Origin of the sequence: Cellulosimicrobium funkei, assembly GCF_900155925.1 — a bacterium.
GTDB classification, from domain to species: domain Bacteria; phylum Actinomycetota; class Actinomycetes; order Actinomycetales; family Cellulomonadaceae; genus Cellulosimicrobium; species Cellulosimicrobium funkei.
The window spans coordinates 599311-622624 of sequence record NZ_FTMI01000001.1; the positions used below are offsets into that span (position 1 = coordinate 599311).

The following is a 23314-nucleotide window of genomic DNA, read 5'->3' on the forward strand; positions in this document are numbered from 1 at the left end:
CTCGTCAGTTGCCGCAGACGGCATGTCGTCACCGCGCCTGCGGCGCTGAATCAGGGACATAATCCATGGCCTCGGGGTTCCACGTCGAACTCGTCTCGTCCTGCCCCTCGACGCGCCCGCGGGCGGTCGCCGACTGGAACGCCGACAGGCGCGCCCGCAGCTGCTCCGGGTCGCGGTCGATCCGCGCCGTGAAGCGGTCGACGTACCCGTCGCGCTCCTCGCCGCGCGAGCGTCGCGCGAGGCCCGACGCCGCGGCGTCGACCTTGAGCGGCTGGTAGATGCCGTCGTTCGGGTCCGCCAAGGTCGCTTCCTGGAAATCGGTGCTGCCCTGCAGCAGGGTGGACATCTCCTCGTACAGCACCGCCGACGCCATCCAGTCCGACCGCGCCTCGACCGAGTCGGAGACGTAGCCCGCGTCCAGCGGCTCGAGGGACTCCGCGACCGGACGCCGGGCGAGCGGGCTCGGCGGACCGTAGCCCGACGCCGCGTCCCTGGCGGGAGCGGCGTCCCACGCGGCGGCGGAGGCCGCCGGCTCGGGCACGGACGGCCGGGCCGCGGGGTACGGGTCGTCCTGGACCGGGGGGAGGCTCCGCGTCTCCTGCACCGCGGCCGCCGGCGCCTCGGGGGCGAAGGACGGCGTGGGCGCAGCAGGGAGGTCGGCGCGCGGCGCGAACGCGGACGTGCGCGCCGGCGCGCCCGGCTCCTGCCGCGCGGCCGGGGCCGCCTGGACCGGGGCGGGCGCCGCGGGCGCAGGTGCCACCGGGTTCGACGCCGCGGGTGCGGCCGCCGCCGGTGCCGGCGTCGACCCGGCCGGGCGCGAGGCGAGCGCCTCGGCCGAGGGGCCGGCGGGTCGCGTCGCCTGCGGCGTGGCGGTCGTCCGCGGACGACGACCGAAGAGACCGCGCTTGCGCGCCTGGCTCTCGCGCAGCGACCGGCGCGTCGGGAGGTCGGCCATGAGCTCCTCGAAGCGGGGAAGCGCCTCGAACGAGAGCTCGGCGGGGATCTCCTCGGCGCCGTCCGCGGCACGTCCCTCGGCCACGACCGGGACGTCCGTCTGCTCCGGGGCGGAGGGCGCCACGGGCCGGACCTCGGTCGCGTCGGCCGCGGCCCGGCTCCGGTCGGCGAGCGGCGCGCGCTCGGCCGCGGGCTGCTCCGGCTGCGCCGCCACGGGCGGGACGACGCGGGTCGCGTCGAGCGGCTCCTCGGCGAACGACGACGGCGCCCAGCCCGCGGACGCGGTCTCCTGCGCAGGCTCGGGCTCCCAGGCCTGCTCGGCGGGCTGCTCCGGGGTCCACGTCTGCTCGGCAGGCTGCTCCGGGACCCAGCCCTGCTCGGGTGCCCAGGCCTGCCCCGCGCCCGTGACGGCGTTCGGGGCGGCCGGCTGCTCCGCGACCTCCGGCGGGGTCCAGACGACCTCGTGGTGGACGGCGGCCTCGGCCGTCGGCACGTCGCTCACCAGCGGGATGTCGGTCGCCGTGACGTCCGGCGCGACCGGCAGCTCGACCGGGTTCTCGGTGACCGGCCGCTCGCCCACGGGACGGAAGCTCGAGAAGAGCGCGCTGCGGGTGCTGACGTCGAGCACCGGGATCTCGGCCGAGACGGGCTCGACCGGGGTCGCGGCGGCACGCGACCGGCTCGGGAGCGCGGACGCGGCGGGAGCCACCTCCGCGGGCGGGGTCCAGGCCTCGTCCGCGGCGGGCAGCTCGTCCGGCAGGGCCGGGGTCGCGAGCGGCGGGAGCACGATCGCGCCCGTCTGCGGGCCGGACGCGAACGACGCGCTGGGCGCGGCCGCCGCCGGGTCGACCGTGCGGGAGCGACGGCGCGGCATGCCCGTCTGCGTGGTGCCGTCGGTGAGCGCGTCGAGGTCGACCGGCACGGCGGCGGGCGCCTCGGGCTCCACGGCCGCGACGGACGCCGTCGGGACGGGTGCGGGAGCGGCGGGCTCGGCGGGGAGGGCCGGCATCACGCCCGTGCTCGTGAGCTGCTGCGCGGCGGCCTGGGTGCTCGTCTCCAACGGGTCCGTCGGCTGCGGGAGCGGGACGTTCGAGTCGGGCACGAAGAGGACGGCCGGGAAGGACACGACGACCTCGGTGCCCTGCTCGTCGCCCCCGGCGCTGAAGCGGACCTTGGCTCCGAGCCGCTCCGAGAGGCGGCCGACCACGAACAGGCCCAGGCGCTGGGCGCCGACGACGTCCGAGGCCGCGTGCGTCGCGACCTTCCGGTTCGCCTCCGCGATCTCCTCGGCCGTCATGCCCAGACCGTGGTCCCGGACGGTGATGTGCACGAAGTCCGCGTCGCGGCCGGTGGTGACCTCGACGGGCGTGTGCGGCTCGGAGAACATCGTGGCGTTCTCGAGGAGCTCGGCGAGCAGGTGCGCCGCGTTGAGCGCGTTGTGCCCCAGCATGAGCGGGTCGACGACGAGGTTGAGGCGCACGCGGTCGTACAGCTCGATCTCGGAGGACGCGGTACGGATCACGTCGGAGGCCGGCATCGGCTGGCGCACCCGACGGCCCGAGTCGATGCCGGCGAGCACGAGCAGCGACTCTGCGTTGCGGCGCATCCGGGTCGCGAGGTGGTCGAGGCGGAAGAGGTTGGACAGCGTGCCCGCGTCCTCCTCGGAGCGCTCGAGGTCGTCGAGGAACGCGAGCTGGCGGTTGAGGAGCACCTGGTCGCGGCGGGCCACGTTGACGAACATCTCGGCGATCGAGCCACGCAGCGCGGCCTGCTCGCGGGCGACCTTGATCGTCGTCTGGTTCACGTCGTTGAACGCGGTGGCGAGCTGGCCGACCTCGTCGCTGGACTCGACGGTGATCGGCGCGAGGTCGATGCCCGGACCCTGGCCAGGCACGGCGACCTGCTCGACGAGCTTGGGGAGCTGGTCACGGACGTCCTCGGCGGCGTCGGTGAGGCGCCGCAGCGGGTTGACGATCGCACGCGCGATGAAGCCGGCCACGAGGATCGAGGCGACGACCGCGGCGAGCGTCACGAGGATGGTGATCACGGCGCGCGTCGTGGCGGCCCCCGCGAGGTCCGAGGCCTTCTCCGCGGTCTCGGTGCGCACCGCGTCGCGCACGGGGGCGGTCTGGTCGCGGTCCTCCTGCGAGAGCGTCGGCCACTGCGCCGCCTGGCTGGGCGGGGTGGCTGCCGGGCGCGACCCGATGAGGTTCTGCCGGATCTGGTTGTAGGTCGCCGTCGGCGTCTCGAGGCGGAACTCCCCGGGCAGCTGGCGGACCGCGGCGCGCGCGCGGGCGGCGAGCGTGTCTCCGGTGGTGACGAGGACGGCGGCCTGCTGGTTGGTGACGGTGTTCTGCTGGCCCGCCTGCGCGGCCTGCAGCACCGCTCCAGCCAGCGGCTGCTCGAGCGCCTGCTGGGCGAGCAGCTCGTCGAGGAGCACGTAGGTGTCGAGGTACTGCGCGAGGCTGCGGTCGGGGGTGGTGTCCGCGAGCGTGCGCGGCACGTCCAGCGCCGCGTCGATGAGGTCGCTGTACATCGAGTTGCGCTGCAGCTGGCCGAGACCGGACCGGTCGATCGCCTGGCGGACACCCACGAGCTCAGACCGGTCACCGATCGTGTCGGCCACGGCCTTGCGCACGCGGGGGTCGAGCGCGGAGGTGTTGAGCCGCTCGTACGCGCGGTCGCGCGCGTCGAGCGCGCGGTCGGTCTTCTCGCGCTGCGCCATCATCTGCGCCTCGGCCTCCTCGGCCGTGTCGCGCGTGCTGTTGGCGTCGAGGAACGAGTACGTGCGCTCGGCCGCGATCTCCGTCCCGGCCGCGTCCTGCGCCGCGAGCGCCGCGACGAGCGCGCTCGTCTGGCTCGCGTCGCGCGCGGTCCCGATGGCCTGGGCCGAGATGATCGCCGCGGCGGCGAAGAGGACGAGGACGGGCACCGCGAGTGCCGCAAGGATCTTCCCGCGGACGCTCAACCTGCGGAGCATACGAACCTGCCTCCATCACCTGGTCCACCCGTTCGGCGGCATGGTCGACGCGCGTGGCAGCGGCGCCTCCCGGGCTCGCTCCCCGGTCGTGCGTACTAACTATCGGTGCACTTCCCCCGGACACCTAATCCGCGAGGAGCACGAACAATCGCCCTCGTCACGCGGTGCCCCCGTCGGTGATCCGGCGCCTCCGGGGCCGTCCGCGTAGTCTCGGCGAGATGCGAGGCGTCACGATATCGGGCCCCGGTGGCCCTGAGAAACTAACGGTTTCCACGCTCCCTGACCAGACCCCTGGGCCGGACGAGCTCGTGGTCGACGTCGCTTCCGCTGGCGTGAACCGTGCTGACCTGCTACAACGCGCTGGATCCTACCCTCCCCCGCCCGGCGCACCCGACTGGCCGGGCCTCGAGGTCTCGGGCTCGGTGGCCCGCGTCGGGGACGCTGTGTCGGGCTGGTCGGTCGGCGACCGGGTGGTCGCGCTGCTCGACGGCGGCGGCTACGCGGAGCAGGTGCGGGTGCGCGCGACGCAGGTGCTCCCCGTCCCCGAGGGGGTCGACCTCGTGGACGCGGCCGCCCTCCCCGAGGCGGTGTGCACGGTCTGGAGCAACGTGGTCGACGTGGGCCGCCTGGCGCCCGGCGAGTGGCTGCTCGTGCACGGCGGCTCGGGCGGCGTCGGGACGGTGGGCGTCCAGCTGGGCGCGGCGCTGGGGGCGCACGTCGCGGTGACCGCGGGCGGTCGCGGCCGCGCCGACCGGTGCCTGGCGCTCGGGGCGAGCCTCGCCGTCGACCACCGTGAGGAGGACTTCGTCGCCGCGGTGCGGGACGCGTCGGGCGGCCACGGCGCGGACGTGGTGCTCGACGTCGTCGGGGCCGCCTACCTGCCGCGCAACCTCGAGGTCCTCGCCACGGGCGGTCGCCTCGTCGTCATCGGCATGCAGAAGGGACGACGCGCGGAGCTCGACCTCGGCCTCCTCCTCGCCCGGCGTGCCACGGTGGCCGGCACGACGCTGCGGGCCCGCCCGCCGCAGGAGAAGGCGCGCATCGTGCACGAGGTGCTGACGCACGTCTGGCCGCTGGTGGAGGACGGCCGGGTGCGGCCGGTCGTGCACGCGCGCCTGCCGCTCGACGAGGCGGCGCGCGCGCACGAGCTGCTCGACTCGGGCGAGGTGTTCGGCAAGGTGCTGCTCGTCCCGTGACGGCGGGTCGCGCCCGTCGGTGCGCGCGGGGGTGGCACGCGCAAGACTGGACCCATGGCTGACGAACCGCGCGACCCCCGTCCCGACGAGCCCACCGCTCCCGACCCTGCGGCGACCGCGCAGGGCGACGACGAGCCCGGCCGTTCCACCGTGGTCATGCCTGACGGCACGGGGGTGAGCGTCGTCGAGAGCGACGACTCGACCGACCCCGACCGCAACCCGGCGACCGTCATCGAGGAGCCGGCCAAGGTCATGCGCATCGGCGGCATGATCAAGAAGCTCCTCGACGAGGTGCGCGACGCCCCGCTCGACGAGGCGGCGCGCTCGCGGCTCGCGGAGATCCACGAGCGGTCCCTCACGGAGCTCGAGGAGGGCCTCTCGCCAGACCTCGTCGACGAGCTGCACCGCATCACGCTGCCGTTCTCGGACGACAGCGTCCCGACGGACGCGGAGCTCCGGGTCGCGCAGGCGCAGCTCGTGGGCTGGCTCGAGGGGCTGTTCCACGGCATCCAGACGGCGCTCGTCGCGCAGCAGATGGCCGCGCAGGCGCAGCTCTCGCAGATGCGCCGGGCTCTGCCGCCCGGCTCGCTGCCGCCCATGGGCCACGGTGCGCCCGGCGGGATGCCGGGGCAGCAGCCGCGCCCGGACGAGCACGACGGACGCCCCTCGCCCGGCCAGTACCTCTGAGGCCCCGGTCCGCTCAGGCGGGCGGGGGGTCGGTCGGCAGCACGCCGTCCGGCTCCCCGCGCCCGCTCGCGCCCGGGCGCGCGGCGGTCATGGCGATCGCCCCGGAGACGAGCACGAGGCCGACCAGCTCCAGGGGGCTCGGGACCTGCCGGAGCACGACGGCGCCCACGACGGCCGCCGTCGCCGGGAGCAGCGCGAGGAGCACCGAGAACGTCGCCGCGCTGACGCGGCGCAGGATCACCTGCTCGAGCGCGTAGGGCACGACGGACGAGAACAGCGCGATCCCCGCGACGGCCAGGGCGTGCCGCCAGTCGCCGAGCACCGGGACGGCGTCCGGCGCGAGGAACGGCGCGAACGCGAGCGCGCCCACGGCCATCCCGACCGCGAGCGACGTGACGCCCGAGCCCCCGACGGCGACCCGGCGGCCGAGCACGATGTACGCGGCCCAGCACGCGGCGGCGACGGCGATCGCCGCGAGGCCGAGCACGGCGTCGTCGTGCGGGAGGTCGGACCCGACCGTCACGCCGGCGAGCAGCACGACCCCGGCCGCCGCGACCGCGATGGCGCCGCGCTCGCGCCAGCCGCTGCCCGTGACCGCCGCGACCGCGACCGGGCCGAGGAACTCGATCGCGACGGCGGTGCCGAGCGGGAGGTGGTCGATCGCGACGTAGAACGCGAGGTTCATCGCCGCGAGCGCGACCCCGAAGACCGCGGCCCACGCGAGGTCGTGCCGCGTCCAGCGCCGCCGCCACGGGCGGCGCCAGGCCAGCAGGAGCAGCGCGGAGGCCGCGATGCGCAGCCAGCCCACCTCGACCGCCCCGGCGACGGCGAACAGCCCGACGGCGATCGCCGCGCCCAGGTACTGCGTGAGGCCCGAGACGACGAACAGCGCCGGTGCCGGGACGCGGTCGAGGGCGGCGGTTCGGGTGGGCACCGACCGACTCTACGACCGCGCCCGCCCGGAGACGTCGCACGCCGGTCGTGCGACGGCGGCCCGCCCGCCGTGCGGGACGGGCCGCCGCCACCATCTCGCCGCGGCCGGCGTCAGCCCTTGACCGAGCCGGCGAGCAGGCCGCGCACGAAGTACCGCTGGAGCGCCAGGAACACGACCACGGGCACGACCATGGAGATGAACGCGCCCGCCGGGAGCAGGTGCCAGCTCGCGCCGCGCGAGCCGGACAGCTCGGCGAGCCGCACCGTGATCGGTGCGGTGTCCTGGCCGGACGCGAACGTCAGCGCGACGAGCAGGTCGTTCCACACCCAGAGGAACTGGAAGATGCCGAACGCCGCGATGGCGGGGACGAGGAGCGGCATGAGGACCTGGAAGAAGATCTTCACGTGCCCCGCGCCGTCGACGCGGGCGGCCTCGACGAGCTCGCGCGGGATGTCCTTCATGAAGTTGTGCAGCAGGAAGATCGCGAGCGGCAGCGCGAAGATCGAGTGCGACAGCCACACGGGCCAGAACGAGCCGTCGATCCCCCAGTCCACGTACTGCGTGAGCAGCGGGACGAGCGTGACCTGGATGGGCACGATCTGGAGCGCGAAGACCGCGACGAACAGCAGGTTGCGGCCCTTGAAGTTCACCCACGCGAACGCGTACGCGGCGAGCGACGCGAGCGTGATCGGGATGATCACCGCGGGCAGCGTGATGACGAGGGAGTTGACGAAGTAGGTCGCGAAGCTCGTCGAGCCGCCGAACAGCGCGTCCGTGTAGTTGTCGACCGTGAACTCGGGGTTCGCGAACGCCTCCCACCACCCCGACCGGCGGATCTCGCGCGGCGGCCGGAACGACGTGACGAGGAGCCCGAACGTCGGGATCGTCCACAGGACGGCGAGCACGATCGCGATGATCGACGCCGGCCGGGACGAGACCTTGCGGCGCACCTTGTCGGCGCGCGCGTCCAGGCCGGCGACGACGCCCTTGCCGCTGCCCTCCTCGACGGTCTCGTCGACGAGCGGGGCGTCGGGCACGGAGGCGGACAGTGGGGTGCTCATCGGATCTCCTCCGCCTGCTTCAGCTGCCGCACGTTGTACACGATGATCGGGATGACGAGCACGAAGAGGATGACGGCGAGCGCGGCGCCCAGGCCCTGCTCGCCCTGGCGCAGCGCCTGCGTGTAGAACTCGTTCGCCACGACCGACGTCTCGAACCGGCCGCCCGTCATCGTGCGGACGATGTCGAAGACCTTGAGCGTGCCGATGGCGATCGTCGTGAGGACGACCACGAGGGCCGGGCGGATGCTCGGCACGGTGATGTAGCGGAACATCCGCATGCCGCCGACGCCGTCGAGCCGGGCCGCCTCGACGATGTCGTCCGGGATGGCGCGGATCGCGGCGGCGAGGATCGTCATGGCGAACCCGGCCTGGATCCAGATCATCACGAGGATGAGGAAGAACGTGTTCGCCGGCGCGCTGAGCAGGAACTGCTGCGGCTCCAGCCCGAGCCACACGAGGACCTGGTTGAACAGGCCGATCTGCGGCTGGCTGGCCGGCTTGTACTCGTACATGAACTTCCAGATGATGCCCGCGCCGACCATGGAGATCGCCATGGGCAGGAAGATCAGGGTCTTCGCGAGCTTCTCGAAGCGGGACCGGTCGACGACGACCGCGTACACCAGCCCGAGGAACGTCGAGACGAGCGGGACGACGATGACCCAGATCGCCGTGTTGCGCAGGACGATCTGGAACTCGTCCCGCGTGAACGCGGTGACGTAGTTGTCGAGCCCGACGAACGCGGAGCCCGTGCGGTTGTAGAACGAGTCGCGGATGGTGCGCAGCCCTGGGTACAGCAGGCCGAACGCGAGCATGACGACCGCGGGCCCGGCGAACGCGATCGCGACGACCCAGCCGGGCACGCGCTTCGGCCGGTCGACGAGGAAGAGGATCAGACCCATGACGACGACGAAGAGCAGGATCGCGACGACCATCACCGCGAGCTTGCCCCCCGTCCCGGAGGGTTCGAGCAACCAGTCCATGTGAGGCTCCTGAGGTGGCCGGCGGCGGCCGGGAGGACGAGGTGGACGACGAGGGACGGTCGGCGAGGGCGGGCCGCCCGGGTCCTGCCAGGGCGACCCGCCCCCGGGTCGACGCGCGGGCCCGGGGCCCGACGACGTGGCTCGCGCCGCGCCGTCAGCCCCCGGGCCGCTCGCGGGTCAGGACGTCGGCCAGGACGCCTCGATGGCGTCGAGCACGGCCTGGTCGGACTTGTCGCTCGCGATCCACTCGGTCATCTCGGACCAGAACGAGCCGGCGCCGACGGCGGCGGGCATCATGTCCGAGCCGTCGAAGCGGAACGTGTAGCTCTCGTCCGTGAGCAGCTCGTACGCCTGCTGGTCCATCGGCGACTGCAGCAGCTCGGGGTCGAGGCCGTTGTTGGCGCTGATCCAGCCCTGCGGGGTCACGCTCGCCTTGGCGTTGGACCACTCGGGGCTCGACAGGTACGCGTGGAAGGCCTGGACCTCGGGACGGTCGTTGAACGCCGCGACGAACTCGCCGCCACCGAGCAGCGGCTTGTCGTCGGCCGACTCGCCCGGCAGGTAGAACGCCCACACGTCGCCGTCCTCGGCGACCTCGAGGTCGGGGTCGAGGGTCGTCCAGTTCGCCTGGTAGAACGTGGCCTGGCGGTGCATGTAGCACAGGCCGTCGATGATCGGGTACCCGCCCTCGGTGAACTCGGTCGTCGCGATGCTGCTCACGTCGCCCAGGCCGCCGTTGACGTAGTCCTCGTTCTTCAGCACGTCGCCGACCGTCGCGAGGGCCGTGGCGATCTGCGGGTCGTTGAACGGGATCTCGTGGTTGACCCACTGGTCGTAGACCTCGGGGCCCGCCGTGCGCAGGACGACGTCCTCCATCCAGTCGGTGGCCGGCCAGCCGGTCGCCTCGCCGGACGCGATGCCGGCGCACCAGGGCTTGACGTCGCCCTCCGGGTTGTCGGCGACGATCTGGTCGGAGAGCTCCATGAGCTCGTCCCACGTCGTCGGGACCTCGTAGCCCGCCTCCTCGAACATGGACGGCGAGTACCAGACGAACGACTTCACGTTCGCGCCGAGCGGCGTCGCGTACAGCGTGCCGTCGACGGTGCCGTACTCCTTCCAGGACTCCGTGTAGTACTGGTCGACGTTGGCCGCGGCCTGGTCGCCGACCGGCTGGATCGCGTCGGGGAAGTCCGCGACGATGCGGCGCAGGAGGCCGGGCTGCGGCAGGTACGCGATGTCGGGCGCGCTGCCCGACTGGATGCGGACGGGGAGCTGGGCCTCGAACTCCTTGGAGCCCTCGTACTCGATCGTCGCGCCGGTGCACTCCTCGAACGGCTCGTACGACGCCTGCTGCTGCTCGGCCTCGGTGTCGACGATCGTCGAGTAGACCGTGACGGTCTTGCCGGACAGGTCGCCGTACTGCTCGAAGTCGGCGCAGTCCACCTCGGCGCTGGGCGACTCGTCGTCGCCCCCGCCGCCGCCCCCGCTGCTGCACGCCCCGAGCACGAGCGCGAGGCTCGCGCCGCCGGCGGCGACCGCCAGCGTGCGGCGACGCGCCGCGCTGGTCCTCGTGGTCCTGGTCATCTCAGCCTCCACCTCGTCGTGGGTCCGGACGCCGTCACCCCGGTCCGGTGAGGACCGGGCGCATCGCGACGTCGCGAGCGCGGGTGCGCTCTCGCCCTCCCACCATGCAAGCGGTTGCATCCCCGGGGTGCAAGCACAGCGGAGGTGAGTTTGCGTAACGATTCCGTCACGCGCGGCGGGTGCGCGCTCTCTCGGGGCCCGGAAGGCTGGCCGCGCTCCCACACCGTGCGCCCGCAGGGCGTCCCGGTGTGGGCAGGGGTCGCGGCCGGCCCTACGCGCCCGGGGGGAGCGGCGCCGTCGAACCGCGCCGGACGAGCTCCGTCGGGTACGTCAGGCTCTCGGGCACCGGGGCACCGTTGATCATGTCGAGCAGCAGGAGCGCCGCGTCGAAGCCCTGCTGGTAGGCGTCCTGCGCGATCGTGGTCAGGCCGACGAGCTCGCCGAGGTCGTGGCCGTCCACGCCCACGACGGACAGGTCCTCCGGCACGCGCCGGCCGAGGTCGCGCGCCGCGAGGATCGCGCCCATCGCCATCTCGTCCGACGCCGCGAACACCGCGGTCACGTCCGGGCGGCGGCGCAGCAGCTCCGCGGTCGACTCGCGGCCGCCCGCGACGTCGAAGTCGCCGTTCACCTCCAGGTCCGGCTGCACGACGACACCCGCCTCCTCGAGCGCGCGCACGTACCCCCGCGCGCGCTCCACGGGCGGGGACCACGACGACACCAGGTCCGGCACCCCCGTCACGTGCCCGATCACCCGGTGCCCGAGGTCCAGCAGGTGGCGCGTCGCCGCGCGCCCGGTCGCGACGTCGTCGAGCCGGACCGTCACCTGCTCCGCCGGCCCGGACCCCACGAACGCCAGCGGGCGCGCCAGCCCGACGAGCGAGCGCACCTCGTCGTCGTCCAGCGGCAGCCCGACGACGAGCGTCCCGTCCACGCGGTGGCGCAGCACGCTCGGGTCGACCCGGCGGCGCGACGACGTGCGCCGGACGTCGAACGTGTAGAGCAGCACGTCGTAGCCGAGGTCGCGCAGGGCGCGCTCGGCGCCCTCGATGACGTTGGCGAAGAACCACCGGTTCACCCACGGGGTCAGCACGCCGATCGTCCGGGTCCGCCCCGTGGCCAGGGACGACGCCGACGGCGTGGGCACGTACCCGAGCCGCGCCGCCTCCGCGAGCACCCGCAGGCGCGTCGCCTCCGAGACGTTCGGCAGGCCGCGCAGGGCGCGCGAGACGGTCGCCGTGGACACCCCGGCGGCCTGGGCGACGTCGTCGATACCTGCCACGACGGGTGATGCTGCCACGCCGGGACGGACCCTGGCGAGGCGCCGTGCCGCATCGTGAGCAGATCGATGCAAGCGCTTGCCCTCGCCGGGACCGATATCGTGGTCGAGCCCGCCCCTCGGCACCGCTCGGTACGTACGAGCCCGCCGTGCCGTCGTCGGGCACCACCACCTGCGAACCGGAAGGACCACGATGATCGAGCTGAGGACCCCGCGGGAGATCGAGCAGATGCGGCCCGCCGGACGGTTCGTCGCCGACGTCCTCACCACGGTGCGCGCCGCCACGAAGGTCGGGACGAACCTGCTCGAGCTCGACGAGGTCGCGCACCGGATGATCCGCGACCGCGGGGCCGAGTCCTGCTACATCGACTACCACCCGTCGTTCGGCGCGAGCCCGTTCGGCAAGGTGATCTGCACGTCCGTGAACGACGCCGTGCTGCACGGCCTCCCCCACGACTACGCGCTGCGCGACGGCGACCTGCTGAGCATCGACTTCGCCGCCTCGGTCGACGGGTGGGTCGCGGACTCGGCGCTGTCGTTCGTCGTCGGCACGCCGCGCGCGGGCGCGCTCGGCGAGGCGGACGCCCGGCTCATCCAGACGACCGAGCGCGCGCTCGAGGCGGGCATCGCCGCCGCGCAGCCGGGCAAGAAGGTCGGCGACATCTCCGCCGCCATCGCCGACGTCGCGCACGCCGCGGGCTACTCGGTGAACACCGACTTCGGCGGGCACGGCGTCGGCCGCACCATGCACGGCGAGCCCCACATCCCGAACGACGGCCGCCGCAAGCGCGGGTTCCCGCTCAAGCCGGGCCTCGTCATCGCGATCGAGCCCTGGTTCCTCGAGACCACCGACGAGATCTACACCGACCCCGACGGCTGGACCCTCCGCTCCGCCGACGGGTCGCGCGGCGCGCACAGCGAGCACACAGTCGCGATCACCGAGGACGGCCCCGTCGTGCTCACCGCGCGCGAGCCCCGCGACTGACCGTCCCGAGGTAGAGCCCCGGTACCGCGAGGTAGAGCCCCGGTCCGCCGAGGTAGAGCCCCGGTCCACCGAGGTAGAGCCGCGGTACCCGGGCCGGCGGGCATCGTCGCTGCAGGCGCCGAGCGACGTCCGAGCACCGTGAGACGTCACCGCCCTCCCCCCTCGGCCGCACCGTCCGGGCGCGCGTGACGCGTGGCGCCACGCTCTCGTCGTCGATCGAAGAGGATGTAGGGATGACGCACGACGCTCACGGACGCGACCTCGACCGAGGCTCCGGGGACGCGCGAACCAGGGTGGCCGACTGCCCCCGCGACGCTCGGCGGCGGCGAGCCGCTGCCCGCCTCACCGGCGGTCTCGCCGTCGCCGTCGTGCTCGCCGGGTGCGCGCCGGGCACGGTCGACACCGACACGACCGAGAGCGTCGCGGTGGTCGAGGACTTCTTCGCGAGCCTGGAGGCCGGGAGGGCGAGCGACGCGGCGGCGCTCACCACGGTCGACCTCGACGAGGATCTCGTCGACGACGACTTCTACCGTGCCTCCGTGGCTCGGCCCACCGACGCACGCGTGGTGGCGTCCTCCGGCTCGTCGGCCGGCGCGAGCGTGACGGTCGAGTTCACCCTCGACGGCGTCGACGGCCCCGTGAGCCTGGAGGTCCGGACGACCCGCGACGGCGACCGCACGACGATCAGCGACCTGGGCACCGCCGACACGATCGGTGCGGGTCAGCCGGTGTCCGGCACGCTGACGGTCAACGGCCAGGTCGAGTACCCGGCGGCAGAGCTCACCCCCGTCACGTTGCTCCCCGGTGCTTATGCCGTCGAGTACACCGACCCGACCGGTCTCCTCGAAGGGTTGCGCCGGGGCTCGTCGTTCACGGCCTACGTGCCCGACGTCGTCCGGGAGGACGGGGTCGTGGCCGAGGGCTTCGCGTTCACCCCGACCTTGCGGCCCGACGTCGAGCCGGGGGTGGAGGAGGCGATCGAGGATCTGCGGGCCGCCTGCGAGGACGAGGGTCTCACCGGTCCGTCGTGCCCGTCGGAGCTCGTCGAGAACGCACGCGAGACCTCCCGCACGGAGTGGTTCGCCGAACCCGGGCCAGAGATCCGGTACGTCGAGGGGGCGTACCAGGCCACGGCGGAGTACACCGTCCTGCTCTGGGACGACGGCGACCTGCCCGCCGAGGTGCGCGCCTCGTACACCGGGACCGTCTCGCGCGACGCGGCGGGAAAGGTCACCTTCACACGGCCCTGAGGCGTACGCCCGGTCGGGTGCGGACCGGCCCGCCGTCCTGCCCCCGGTGGGAGCCCGGAGATGACCGCGTCTCTACCTCGGGGTACCGCAGCTCTACCGCGCGGGCAGGAGGCTCTGCAGGACGCGCGCCGCGCCGTCGTCCTCGATGGTGCCGGTCACCTCGTCGGCCGCCGCCTGCACGACGTCGTCCGCGTGGCCCATCGCGACGCCGCGCGACGCCCAGCGGAGCATCTCGACGTCGTTGCGGCCGTCGCCGACCGCGACGGTCCGGTGCGGCTGGACGTGCAGGGTGCGGCGCACGAGCTCCAGGCCGGTCGCCTTCGTGACGCCGAGGGGCGCGAGGTCCATCCACGCCGTCCAGCCCACGGCGTACGTGACGTCGTCGAGGCCGAGCCGCTCCACGAGCTCGTGGAACTGCTCGCTCGTCGACCCCGGCGCCCGCACGACGACGCGCGTCACCTCGCCGGACCACAGCTCGTCGAACTCGACCACGCGGTGCACGCCGTCGAGCTCGCCGTCGGGGAAGAGCTCGTTCATGCGGAACCCGACGCCGACGTCCTCGACGGCGTACCGCGCGTCGGGCAGGTGCTCGCGCAGGAGCCGCAGGGCCGGGCCCGGGTCGAACGTCACGACGTCCTCGAGGACGTACCCGTCGGGCTCGTCGGGGTCCAGCCGCGCGGTCACGGCGCCGTTGGACGCGACGACCCAGCCGCGGTCGATCCCGAGGATCTCCGCGACGGGCGTCATCGCGATGAGCGACCGTCCCGACGCGAGCACCACGTGGTGCCCCGCGGCGCGCAGGTCCGCGACGGCGTCGCGCACGTCGTCCGACAGCTCCTGGTCGTAGGACATGAGCGTGCCGTCGATGTCGAGCGCGACGAGCAGCGGCTCGGCCGCATCGGTGGTCTCCCGGGGGTCCGTCACGCCACCACCGGCTCGAGGACCTCGAGGCCGCCGAGGTACGGCCGCAGCCCCTCGGGCACGCGGACCGACCCGTCGGGCTGCTGGTGGTTCTCGAGGATCGCGACGATCCAGCGCGTCGTGCCGAGGGTGCCGTTCAGCGTGGCGACGGTCCGCGTCTCCGTCTTGCCGTCCGTCTCGACCCGCTCGCGCACGTTGAGGCGGCGCGCCTGGAACGTCGTGCAGTTCGACGTCGACGTGAGCTCCAGGTAGCGCTGCTGGGTGGGCAGCCACGCCTCGCAGTCGAACTTGCGCGCGGCGCTCGACCCGAGGTCGCCCGCCGCGGTGTCGATGACGCGGTACGGCAGGTCGACGAGGCGCAGCATCTGCTCCTCCCAGCCGAGCAGGCGCTGGTGCTCCGCGGCGGCGTCGGCCGGGTCGCAGTAGGAGAACATCTCGACCTTGTGGAACTGGTGCACGCGGATGATGCCGCGCACGTCCTTGCCGTGCGAGCCGGCCTCGCGGCGGTAGCAGGCGCTCCACCCGGCGTACCGGAGCGGGCCGCCCGACAGGTCGACGATCTCGTTCGCGTGGTAGCCCGCGAGCGCGACCTCGCTCGTGCCGACGAGGTAGAGGTCGTCCTTCTCCAGGCGGTAGATCTCGTCCGCGTGCGCGCCGAGGAACCCGGTGCCCTGCATGACCTCGGGCCGCACGAGGGTCGGCGTGATGACGGGCGTGAAGCCCGCCGCGACCGCCGTGTCCATCGCCGCGTTGAGCAGCGCGAGCTCGAGGCGCGCACCCACGCCCGTGAGGTAGTAGAACCGGGCGCCCGAGACCTTCGCACCGCGCTCGGTGTCGATCGCGCGCAGGCCCTCGCCCAGCTCCAGGTGGTCGCGCGGCGTGAACCCCTCGGCCGCGAAGTCGCGGATCGTGCCCTCCTCGCGCAGCACGACGTAGTCGTCCTCGCCCCCGGGAGGCGCCCCCTCGACGACGTTGGAGATGCGGAACAGCAGCCCGCGCAGCTCCTCCGCCGCGGCGTCCGCGTCGGCCTGGCGCGCCTTGACGTCGGCGGCGAGCTGCTTGGTGCGCGCGAGCAGCTCCTGCTTCTCCTCCCCCTGCGCCTGCGCGACCTGCTTGCCGAGGGACTTCTGCTCGGCGCGCAGGCTCTCGAACTCGCTCAGCGCGGCGCGGTGGCGCGCGTCGGCGTCGAGGGCGGCGTCCACCAGCGCGGGGTCGTCACCACGGGTGACCTGGCTGGCACGGACGATGTCGGGGTTGTCGCGCAGGAGGCGGAGGTCGATCACGCCAGCAGCCTAACGAACCCGGCGGCGCAGCGGTCGTGGTCCTCCACAGCCACGACCCCGCTACGGTGTCGCCATGGCCTGGACCCTCTGGGTCGCGATCGCGGCGCTCGCCGTCGCCGTCGTGGCCCTCGTCGTCGCGCTGGGGCTGCGCGCCCAGCAGTCGCGCCTGCGGCGCGCGCACGGTGCGGAACTCCCCGTCGAGGAGACGCCCCTCGACGACGACCCGCGCGAGCTCGTCGCGTTCGTCGCCAACCCGTCGAAGCCCGACGTCGTCGGGCTGGAGGCCGTGGTGCGCCGCGCCTTCGCCGACGCCGCGCTCCCGGACCCGCTGTGGTTCGAGACGACGGTCGCCGACCCGGGCGTCGGGCAGACCCGTGCCGCGCTCGCCCAGGGGGCGGACGTCGTCGTCGCCGTGGGCGGGGACGGCACCGTGCGGGCGGTCGCGGAGGGCATGGTCGGCAGCGGCCGAACGATGGGCCTCGTGCCCGTCGGCACCGGCAACCTCCTCGCGCGCAACCTCGACCTGCCCGTGGGCGACGCCCGCGCGGCGCTCGCCGTCGTGATCGCGGGGTCGGACCGCCCGATCGACGTCGGCTGGGTCACGGTCCTGCGGTACGCGGACCCCGCGGGCCCCGGGGACGTGGAGGGCACGACCCTCGACCCTGTCCGGGAGCCCGGCAAGGAGCACATCTTCCTCGTCATCGCGGGCCTCGGGTTCGACGCCGCGATGGTCGCCGACGCCGACGACGAGCTCAAGGCCAAGGTCGGGTGGGTCGCGTACTTCGTCGCCGGGATCCGCCACCTGCACGGCCGGCGCATGCGGGCCCGCATCCAGCTCGACGACTCGCCGCCCGTCGACGCGCGGCTGCGCTCCCTCATGATCGGCAACTGCGGGCGGCTCCCCGGCGGCATCACGCTCCTGCCCGACGCCGTGATCGACGACGGCGTGCTCGACGTCGCCGCGGTCGACACGCGCGGCGGCGTCGTGGGGTGGGCGCAGCTCTTCGGCGAGGTCGTCATGCAGGGCCTCGGCGTGCGGAACGACCTGCCCGCCAAGATCGGGCGCATCGACCACGCGCGCGCCCGGCGGGTCCGGGTGCGCGTCGAGGAGGGCGAGCAGGCGCAGGTCGACGGCGACGTGCTGGGCCTCGCCGTCGAGATCGAGACGCGCGTCGACCCGGGTGCGCTGGTGGTCCGCACGGCCTGACGCGCGGCGGCGGGCCACGGGCACGGCCGGCCCGCAGTCGGCGCCGCGCGGTCGGTCCACGCGGTCGGTCCACGCGGTCAGTCCGCGCGGGCCGTCTCCGCGTCGATCGCCGACCGCATGACCGCCGCCGGCGGGACGACCCGCTCCCCACCGACGCGAGTGAGGCCCGCGAGACCGACGCCGACCATGAGCAGGCGTCCCGCCGCCTCCCGACGTCGCGCGTCGCCGCGGTCGCCGAGGACGTCCGCCAGGACGTCGGTCAGGAGCCCGAGCGTCTCCACGTACGCCCGCGCGACGGCGGGCCGCAGCTGCGCGTGCGCCCCGGCCTCCGCCCACCGGGCGAGCGCCTGGCCGTCACCGCCGGGCCCGAGCAGGTCCTCGAAGAAGAGCTCGAGCGCGGCACGGGCGGAGCGGCCGCGGGCCGCCTCCTCGAAGGCGCCGATCTCGACGTCGGCGTACCGCCGCCACGCCTCGGCGACGAGCTCGTCCGTCGACGCGAAGTGGTGGTGGATCTGCCCCGGCGACCCGCCGAGCTCGTCGGCGACGACGCGCGCGGTGACGGCGCCGAGCCCGTCGCGGCGCACGACGGCCGCCGCTGCCGCGACGATGGAGTCCCGACGCTCCGCGCGCGGCAGGTAGGCCATCAACGACTCCTCGTCCGCGCCGTCGGGGCGCCGTCGGTCAGGGTGTGCAGGAACGCGACGGTACGCGCCCGCAGGCCCTCCCGACGAGTCCGCACGACCTCGTCGGGAGGGGGGTCGAGCGGACCGCCGGACCGGACGGTCCCGACGTTGCGATGGCAGTCGAGGTCGGTGCACAGCAGGAGGCCCACGCTGCTGAGCCGCTTCCGCGGGTCACGCGACGGCCGGTGCGCCGCGAACAGCGCGACCTCGTTGAAGCGCCGCGAGAAGCGGCACAGGGCGCACATCACGGCGCGCGACCCGGCCTCGGCGTGGCTCGGGCTCTGGCGCAGGAGCGCCCCGACCGCGCGCCCGTCGACGTCCGCGACGAGGAACGCGCGGGAGGGCGCGCGCGGGTCGCGCCACCCGAGGTAGTCGAGCTCCTCCCAGCGCAGCGCGTCGAAGTGGCCGGGCAGGCGGACCTTCCCCTCCGCCGGGTCGACGTTGACGATCGCGGACCGCGCCTCGGCGCGGGTCAGCGCACGCACCGTCGCTCCTTAAACTTGTACATGGATACAATTTGTACACGTTCCCAAGTCTGCCCGTCCAGAAGATTGCGCGCAGCCCCCGTGGAGGCCGCGTGAGCGTCGCGCGCGGACCTGCGCGGACGCGGCCGGGGCGGTCGGGGGCGGCGCGTCGCGCCCCCGTAGGCTGGTCCGGTGACGTTCCCGGCCGCCGCGCTCCCCCCTGCCCGCACCCAGCCCGTCCGCCGGGACCGGGGCCTCGGGCGGCGGACGGCGGCGCTCGCCACCGCCGTCGCGCTGCTGCTGACGCTCCTCGCGACGGCGGGCCCGGCAACGGCGACCACCGCGGCGGCGACGACCGGGGCGCCCCCGGCGGTCGCGTCGGGAGGCCCGGGCACAGCGGCCGGCGTCGCCGAGACCGCGAGCCCGCTCGCCGCCGCGCCGACGCACGACCCGCGGCCCGTCGTCCTGGTCGCGGTGGCCGGCCTGTACTGGAGCGACGTCTCCCCCACCGCGACGCCCACGCTGTGGTCGATGATCCGGACGGGGTCCGTCGCGTCGCTCAACCTCGGGCGCACGGTGTGCACGACCGACGCGTGGCTCACGCTGTCGGCGGGGCGCATGGTCTCGGCCCAGACGGCGGAGCAGCCCGCGGAGCCGCTCCCCGCCGACGCCGAGGAGCCGGCGAGCGGCTGCCTCCCCGTGCCCGTGCCCGCCGTCGCGACGACCGGCACGACCACGCCCGACGCACGCCCCGCGGACGTCCCCGGCTGGGCCGTCCTCACGGCGCCTGCCACGGAGGAGACGCCCGCGCAGGCGGCACGGCACGACCCCGGGACCGCCGCAGCCCGGATCGCCGGGACGGGCGTCTGCACGACCGCCGTCGGGCCGGGTGCCGCGGTGATGCTCGCGGACGCCGTCGGTCACGTCGAGCGGTACACGCCCTCGCTCGCCGCCCTCCCCGCCGGCGGCCTCGACGCGTGCGACGTGACGGTCGTCGACCAGGGCGAGATCGTCGACTCGGCCACCGGGCGCGGGGAGAGCCTCGACGAGCTCGACGAGGCCCTCGCCCGGATCATGGACGAGGTCGATCGGGGCACGCGCGTCGTCGTGGCCGGCGTGTCCGCCGGACCGGTCGGCGAGACGGGGCTCCAGGTCGTCGTCGACTGGCGCAAGGGGCAGCCGACGAGCCGGTGGCTCCACTCGCCGAGCACGCAGAAGGACGGCATCGTCCAGCTCACCGACCTGACGGCGACCGTCGTGGAGTCGGCGGGCGGCAGCACCGAAGGCCTTGAGGGCGCCGCCCTGGAGCAGGGCGAGGTCCGTCGCATGGACGTGGCCCGGACGGTCGAGAACCGGCAATACCTCAACGTCCTCACGAGCACCATCCCCACGCTCTACCCCGTGCTCGTGGGCCTCCTCGTCGCCACCCTGGTCCTCGCGCTCGGCGGCGTCCTGTGGGCGCGCCGCGCCGCCGTCCGCCGCGGCCGCGAGCCCGGCCCGGGGCCGCGCGGCCTGCGCGTGCTCTCCGCCGTGCTCATGGTGGTCGCGGCGGCTCCCGTCGCGGCGTCGCTCGCGAGCCTGTCCCGCTGGTGGGTGTGGAGCGCGCCCGCCCCGGCGCTCACGCTGGCGCTCGCGGTGAGCGCGGTCGTCGTCGCCCTCGTCGCGTGGGTCGTCTCACGTCTCCTCCCGCGGCGCCCCTGGGCGCTGCCGTCGGCCCTCGCGGGGGTGACGTGGCTCGTGCTCACCGTCGACGGCGCGACCGGCACGACGCTCCAGCAGGCGTCCCTGCTCGGGACGTCCGCCGTCGTGGGCTTCACGCGCTTCTACGGCTTCAACAACGTGACCTTCGCCGTGTACGCCGTCGCCGGCCTCGTGCTCGCGGGCGGCCTCGCGTCGGCCGCGACCGCCCGCGGACGGCGTCGGCTCGCGGCCTGGTCCGTCGTCGCCGTCGGGGTGGTCACGGTCGTCATCGACGGCTGGCCAGCCTTCGGCGCCGACTTCGGCGGCATCCTCGCCCTCGTCCCCGCGTTCGCCGTCCTCGCGCTCCTCGTGGGCCGCATCCGCATCACCTGGCTGCGCGCGCTCGTCGTCGCGCTCGCGACGGTGCTCGTGGTCGTGGTCGTCGCGGTCGTCGACTGGCTGCTGCCGGGTGGGCGGTCCCACCTCGGCGGGTTCGTCCAGACCGTCGTGGACGGCGCCGCGCTCGACGTGATCGGCCGCAAGGCGCTCGGCGCGTGGGCGACCCTCGCGAACCCGCTCGGCGCGGTCGCCGCGGTGCTCGTGGTCCTCGTGGCCGTCGCCGTGCTGCGCCCCGAGCGCTTCCGCCTCCCGGAGGTCGCGCGGGCCTACGAGACCTGGCCGGTGCTGCGCCCGCTCGTCGTCGCGCTCGTCGTCGTCGCGGGTGTCGGCTCCGTCCTCAACGACTCGGGCGTCATCATCGCCGTCATGGTCGTGGTGGTCGCGACCGCGATGATCGTCCCGGGGTTCCTCGCGCGCCCCGCGCCCCGGCAGACCGCGGGAGCCGTCCCCGAGCCGGGGATCCGGCGCATGCCAACGATGCTCGCGACGGTGGGAGGCGGGCTCCTGCTCGTCGTCCTGCTCGCCGCCACGGTGCTCGCCTCGACGGGGCTCCGACCGGCGGCCAGCGCCGCCCCGGCGGGCGGCGAGGCGTCGGTGACCCGTTCCGACGCGATCGCGACGGACCGGCCGGTCGTCGTCGTCGGGACCACGGGCGTCACGTGGAGCGACGTCACGTCGTCCGCCACCCCGAACCTCCACGCCCTGCTCACCGACGGCGCGGGCGCCGGCGGCGTCTCCCAGCCCACGGGCGCGGCGAGCCGCTGCACCGTCGGCGGCTGGCTCGCGCTCTCCGCCGGGCAGCTCGCCGAGGTCACGACCGAGCGCGCGCCCGACGGCGCGTGGGCGTGCCCGACGGTACAGCCCGCCCCCGACGGCGTGGACGGTGCGCGGGTCGAGGGGTGGGACGACCTGGTCGCGCTCCAGCGCGGCTCGGGCTACCAGGCGCGCCTCGGCGTCCTCGGCGACGCGCTCGCCGCAGCCGGCGCCGACGGCGCGGTGTGCGCGACGGCGGTGGGCCCCGGAGCCGCGGTCGCCCTCGCGGACTCCGCGGGCCAGGTCGCGCGCTACCGCGACCTCGCAGGCGCGACCGCACCCGGCTCCGACGCGTTCGCGTGCCCCGTGACCGTCGTCGACGCGGGCGACGCGACCCCGCCGCTCGTCGACCCCGACCTCCCGGCGGACGAGCGCGCCACGCTGCGCAGCACCCTGCGCGCCGACCGCCTCACCGCGGTCGACGCGACCGTCGGTGCCGTGCTCGACGCCGCTCCGAGCGGCACGACCGTGCTCGTCGTGGACGTCGCCGGGACGCCCGGCACGCGCCCGGCGCTCGGCACGGCGCTCGTGCGCCCGTCGTCCGACGGCCCCGACCAGTCGCGCTACCTGACGAGCGCCGCCACCCGGACCGACGGCGTCGCGCGCGTGCTCGACGTCCCCGCGACGGTGCTCGACGCCGCGGGCGCAGCCACCCCGGCGCGGATCCAGGACACGCCGCTGGCCTGGGGCTCGCCGCGCCCGGCCGACGCGACGTCGACCGCCGACGCCCTCGCCGACCTCACGACCCGCGACCACGTGCGCCGCGCCGTCTACACCGCGTTCGTCGACGTGCCGCTCTACGCGGGGCTCGCGATCGCCGGGCTCTGCCTCCTGCTCGCGCCGCGCGCCAGGCGAGCGACGGGCGACCGTGCGCGCGCCCGCTGGGCCCGGGCGGCGCACTGGGCCCGGGGTTCCGCGCTCGTCGTCGCCGCCGTGCCCACCGCCGCCTTCCTGGTGTCGCTCACGGGCTGGTGGCGGTTCGGGAACCAGACCCTCGCGATCGTCGTCTCCACGGTCCTCGCGACGGCGGCCGTCGCCGGCCTGGGCGCGCTCGCCCCGCGTCGGCCGGTGTGGCTCGGGCCCGGGATCGTCGCGGGCATCACGTTCGCCGTGCTCACGCTCGACGCGCTCGTCGGCACCCCGCTCAACCGGGCGAGCCCGCTCGGCTCGGCACCGACGTTCGGCGCCCGGTTCTACGGGTTCGGGAACCCGACGTTCTCCGTGTACGCGGTCGCGGCGCTCGTCGTCGCCGCGGCGCTCGCGCAGTGGCTCGTCGCGCGCGGCCACCGCTACGTCGCCGCCGCGACGGTGGGGGTCATCGGCCTCGTGACGATGGTCGTGGACGTGTGGCCGACGCTCGGCGCCGACCTCGGCGGCGGTCTCGTCGTCGTGCCCGCGTTCGCGGTGCTGGGCCTCGCCGCCTCGGGCGCGCGCGTCACGTGGCGCCGCTTCCTGCTCGTCGCCACGGCGGGCGTCGCGCTCGTCGCCGCCGTCGGCGTGCTCGACTGGCTGCGCCCGGCCGACGAGCGCTCGCACCTCGGGCGGTTCGTCGAGCAGGTGGTCGACGGGTCGGCGTGGGAGACGCTGCTCCGCAAGGCGGGCTACGCCGCGCGGTCCGTGCTGGGCGGGGTGCCCGTGTGGCTGACCATCGCCGTGCTCGTCGCGACCGCGCTGCTGCTCTTCTGGCCCCGGCGCTTCACGCCGCGCTGGTTCGCACGCACGGAGGCCGCGTGGCCGCTCGTGCGCCCGACCCTGCTCGCCCTGTGGATCGTGGCCGTCGCGGGCTCCCTCGTCAACGACTTCGGCGTGCGGATCGCGCTCGTCGCGCTCATCCCGGCGGTGCCGCTGCTCACCGTCGCCGCGCTCCATGCGGCGGACGACGCCGACGGCACGGCCGAGGGCGAGGGCGAGGACCCGGACGAGCGCACCGGGGCGGGCTCCGCGACGCGCGTCGAGAGCGCCGCGTCGTGACGC

16 protein-coding genes are annotated in these 23314 nt (G+C 74.8%); 6 read left to right on the forward strand and 10 right to left on the reverse strand.

Annotated elements, in window-relative coordinates; translation table 11 throughout:
- Nucleotides 1–28: 28 nt before the first annotated feature.
- Complete coding sequence (locus BXA05_RS02595) at nucleotides 29–3922, reverse strand: sensor histidine kinase (RefSeq protein ID WP_170963121.1); 3894 nt, start codon at nucleotides 3920–3922, stop codon at nucleotides 29–31.
- 230 nt (nucleotides 3923–4152) lie between these two features.
- Between BXA05_RS02595 and BXA05_RS02600 the strand changes: the two genes are divergently transcribed.
- Nucleotides 4153–5130 (forward strand): NAD(P)H-quinone oxidoreductase, encoded by a 978-nt coding sequence (locus BXA05_RS02600; protein WP_076403724.1) that lies wholly within the window; start codon nucleotides 4153–4155, stop codon nucleotides 5128–5130.
- 54 nt (nucleotides 5131–5184) lie between these two features.
- Entirely contained in the window at nucleotides 5185–5817 is a 633-nt protein-coding gene (locus BXA05_RS02605; protein WP_034652579.1) for a bacterial proteasome activator family protein, read from the forward strand.
- A 13-nt stretch (nucleotides 5818–5830) separates the two neighbouring features.
- On the opposite strand, the gene BXA05_RS02610 is transcribed toward BXA05_RS02605, so the two are convergent.
- The 5 genes from BXA05_RS02610 to BXA05_RS02630 all read right to left on the reverse strand — a co-directional run bounded on the left by BXA05_RS02610 (nucleotide 5831) and on the right by BXA05_RS02630 (nucleotide 11676).
- Nucleotides 5831–6751, reverse strand: a complete 921-nt coding sequence (locus BXA05_RS02610) for an EamA family transporter (RefSeq protein ID WP_076403726.1) — start codon at nucleotides 6749–6751, stop codon at nucleotides 5831–5833.
- Between the two features lie 110 nt (nucleotides 6752–6861).
- Complete coding sequence (locus BXA05_RS02615; RefSeq protein WP_021483010.1) at nucleotides 6862–7812, reverse strand: carbohydrate ABC transporter permease; 951 nt, start codon at nucleotides 7810–7812, stop codon at nucleotides 6862–6864.
- A complete protein-coding gene (locus BXA05_RS02620) occupies nucleotides 7809–8792 on the reverse strand; it encodes a carbohydrate ABC transporter permease (protein WP_034652574.1) in 984 nt (327 codons plus the stop codon). The genes BXA05_RS02615 and BXA05_RS02620 overlap by 4 nt, the downstream gene beginning before the upstream one ends.
- A 177-nt stretch (nucleotides 8793–8969) precedes the next feature.
- Nucleotides 8970–10376 (reverse strand): ABC transporter substrate-binding protein, encoded by a 1407-nt coding sequence (locus tag BXA05_RS02625; RefSeq protein ID WP_061267207.1) that lies wholly within the window; start codon nucleotides 10374–10376, stop codon nucleotides 8970–8972.
- 271 nt (nucleotides 10377–10647) lie between these two features.
- On the reverse strand, nucleotides 10648–11676 hold the full coding sequence (locus BXA05_RS02630; RefSeq protein WP_244550364.1) for a LacI family DNA-binding transcriptional regulator: 1029 nt from the start codon (nucleotides 11674–11676) through the stop codon (nucleotides 10648–10650).
- 172 nt (nucleotides 11677–11848) lie between these two features.
- Here BXA05_RS02630 and map point away from each other — a divergent pair, with 172 nt between their 5' ends.
- Both map and BXA05_RS02640 read left to right on the forward strand, forming a co-directional pair.
- Complete coding sequence (gene map, locus BXA05_RS02635; protein WP_021482979.1) at nucleotides 11849–12640, forward strand: type I methionyl aminopeptidase; 792 nt, start codon at nucleotides 11849–11851, stop codon at nucleotides 12638–12640.
- Nucleotides 12641–12873: 233 nt separating this feature from the next.
- Nucleotides 12874–13890, forward strand: a complete 1017-nt coding sequence (locus tag BXA05_RS02640; protein ID WP_143311010.1) for a hypothetical protein — start codon at nucleotides 12874–12876, stop codon at nucleotides 13888–13890.
- Nucleotides 13891–13983: 93 nt separating this feature from the next.
- Here BXA05_RS02640 and BXA05_RS02645 read toward each other — a convergent pair whose 3' ends face one another.
- Both BXA05_RS02645 and serS read right to left on the reverse strand, forming a co-directional pair.
- Nucleotides 13984–14814, reverse strand: a complete 831-nt coding sequence (locus tag BXA05_RS02645; protein ID WP_255218741.1) for an HAD family hydrolase — start codon at nucleotides 14812–14814, stop codon at nucleotides 13984–13986.
- Complete coding sequence (gene serS, locus BXA05_RS02650; protein WP_061267210.1) at nucleotides 14811–16094, reverse strand: serine--tRNA ligase; 1284 nt, start codon at nucleotides 16092–16094, stop codon at nucleotides 14811–14813. The genes BXA05_RS02645 and serS overlap by 4 nt, the downstream gene beginning before the upstream one ends.
- Nucleotides 16095–16167: 73 nt before the next feature.
- Here serS and BXA05_RS02655 point away from each other — a divergent pair, with 73 nt between their 5' ends.
- Complete coding sequence (locus BXA05_RS02655) at nucleotides 16168–17301, forward strand: diacylglycerol/lipid kinase family protein (protein ID WP_076403730.1); 1134 nt, start codon at nucleotides 16168–16170, stop codon at nucleotides 17299–17301.
- Between the two features lie 77 nt (nucleotides 17302–17378).
- Here the strand turns inward: BXA05_RS02655 and BXA05_RS02660 are convergent, their stop codons facing one another.
- Both BXA05_RS02660 and BXA05_RS02665 read right to left on the reverse strand, forming a co-directional pair.
- Entirely contained in the window at nucleotides 17379–17945 is a 567-nt protein-coding gene (locus BXA05_RS02660; protein WP_205688625.1) for a TetR/AcrR family transcriptional regulator, read from the reverse strand.
- Nucleotides 17945–18469, reverse strand: a complete 525-nt coding sequence (locus tag BXA05_RS02665; RefSeq protein WP_061267213.1) for an FBP domain-containing protein — start codon at nucleotides 18467–18469, stop codon at nucleotides 17945–17947. The genes BXA05_RS02660 and BXA05_RS02665 overlap by 1 nt, the downstream gene beginning before the upstream one ends.
- Before the next feature lie 171 nt (nucleotides 18470–18640).
- Between BXA05_RS02665 and BXA05_RS02670 the strand changes: the two genes are divergently transcribed.
- Nucleotides 18641–23311, forward strand: a complete 4671-nt coding sequence (locus BXA05_RS02670) for a RodZ family helix-turn-helix domain-containing protein (protein ID WP_076403732.1) — start codon at nucleotides 18641–18643, stop codon at nucleotides 23309–23311.
- The last annotated feature ends 3 nt before the right edge of the window (nucleotides 23312–23314 follow it).

What these genes read in the sequence shown, in the direction of transcription:
- BXA05_RS02660 (WP_205688625.1), bottom strand. Translation starts at nt 17,945, where the DNA reads ATGGCCTACCTGCCGCGCGCGGAGCGTCGGGACTCCATCGTCGCGGCA.
- map (WP_021482979.1), top strand. Translation starts at nt 11,849, where the DNA reads ATGATCGAGCTGAGGACCCCGCGGGAGATCGAGCAGATGCGGCCCGCC.
- BXA05_RS02620 (WP_034652574.1), bottom strand. Translation starts at nt 8,792, where the DNA reads ATGGACTGGTTGCTCGAACCCTCCGGGACGGGGGGCAAGCTCGCGGTG.
- BXA05_RS02625 (WP_061267207.1), bottom strand. Translation starts at nt 10,376, where the DNA reads ATGACCAGGACCACGAGGACCAGCGCGGCGCGTCGCCGCACGCTGGCG.
- BXA05_RS02600 (WP_076403724.1), top strand. Translation starts at nt 4,153, where the DNA reads ATGCGAGGCGTCACGATATCGGGCCCCGGTGGCCCTGAGAAACTAACG.
- BXA05_RS02655 (WP_076403730.1), top strand. Translation starts at nt 16,168, where the DNA reads ATGGCCTGGACCCTCTGGGTCGCGATCGCGGCGCTCGCCGTCGCCGTC.
- BXA05_RS02605 (WP_034652579.1), top strand. Translation starts at nt 5,185, where the DNA reads ATGGCTGACGAACCGCGCGACCCCCGTCCCGACGAGCCCACCGCTCCC.
- BXA05_RS02615 (WP_021483010.1), bottom strand. Translation starts at nt 7,812, where the DNA reads ATGAGCACCCCACTGTCCGCCTCCGTGCCCGACGCCCCGCTCGTCGAC.
- BXA05_RS02640 (WP_143311010.1), top strand. Translation starts at nt 12,874, where the DNA reads ATGACGCACGACGCTCACGGACGCGACCTCGACCGAGGCTCCGGGGAC.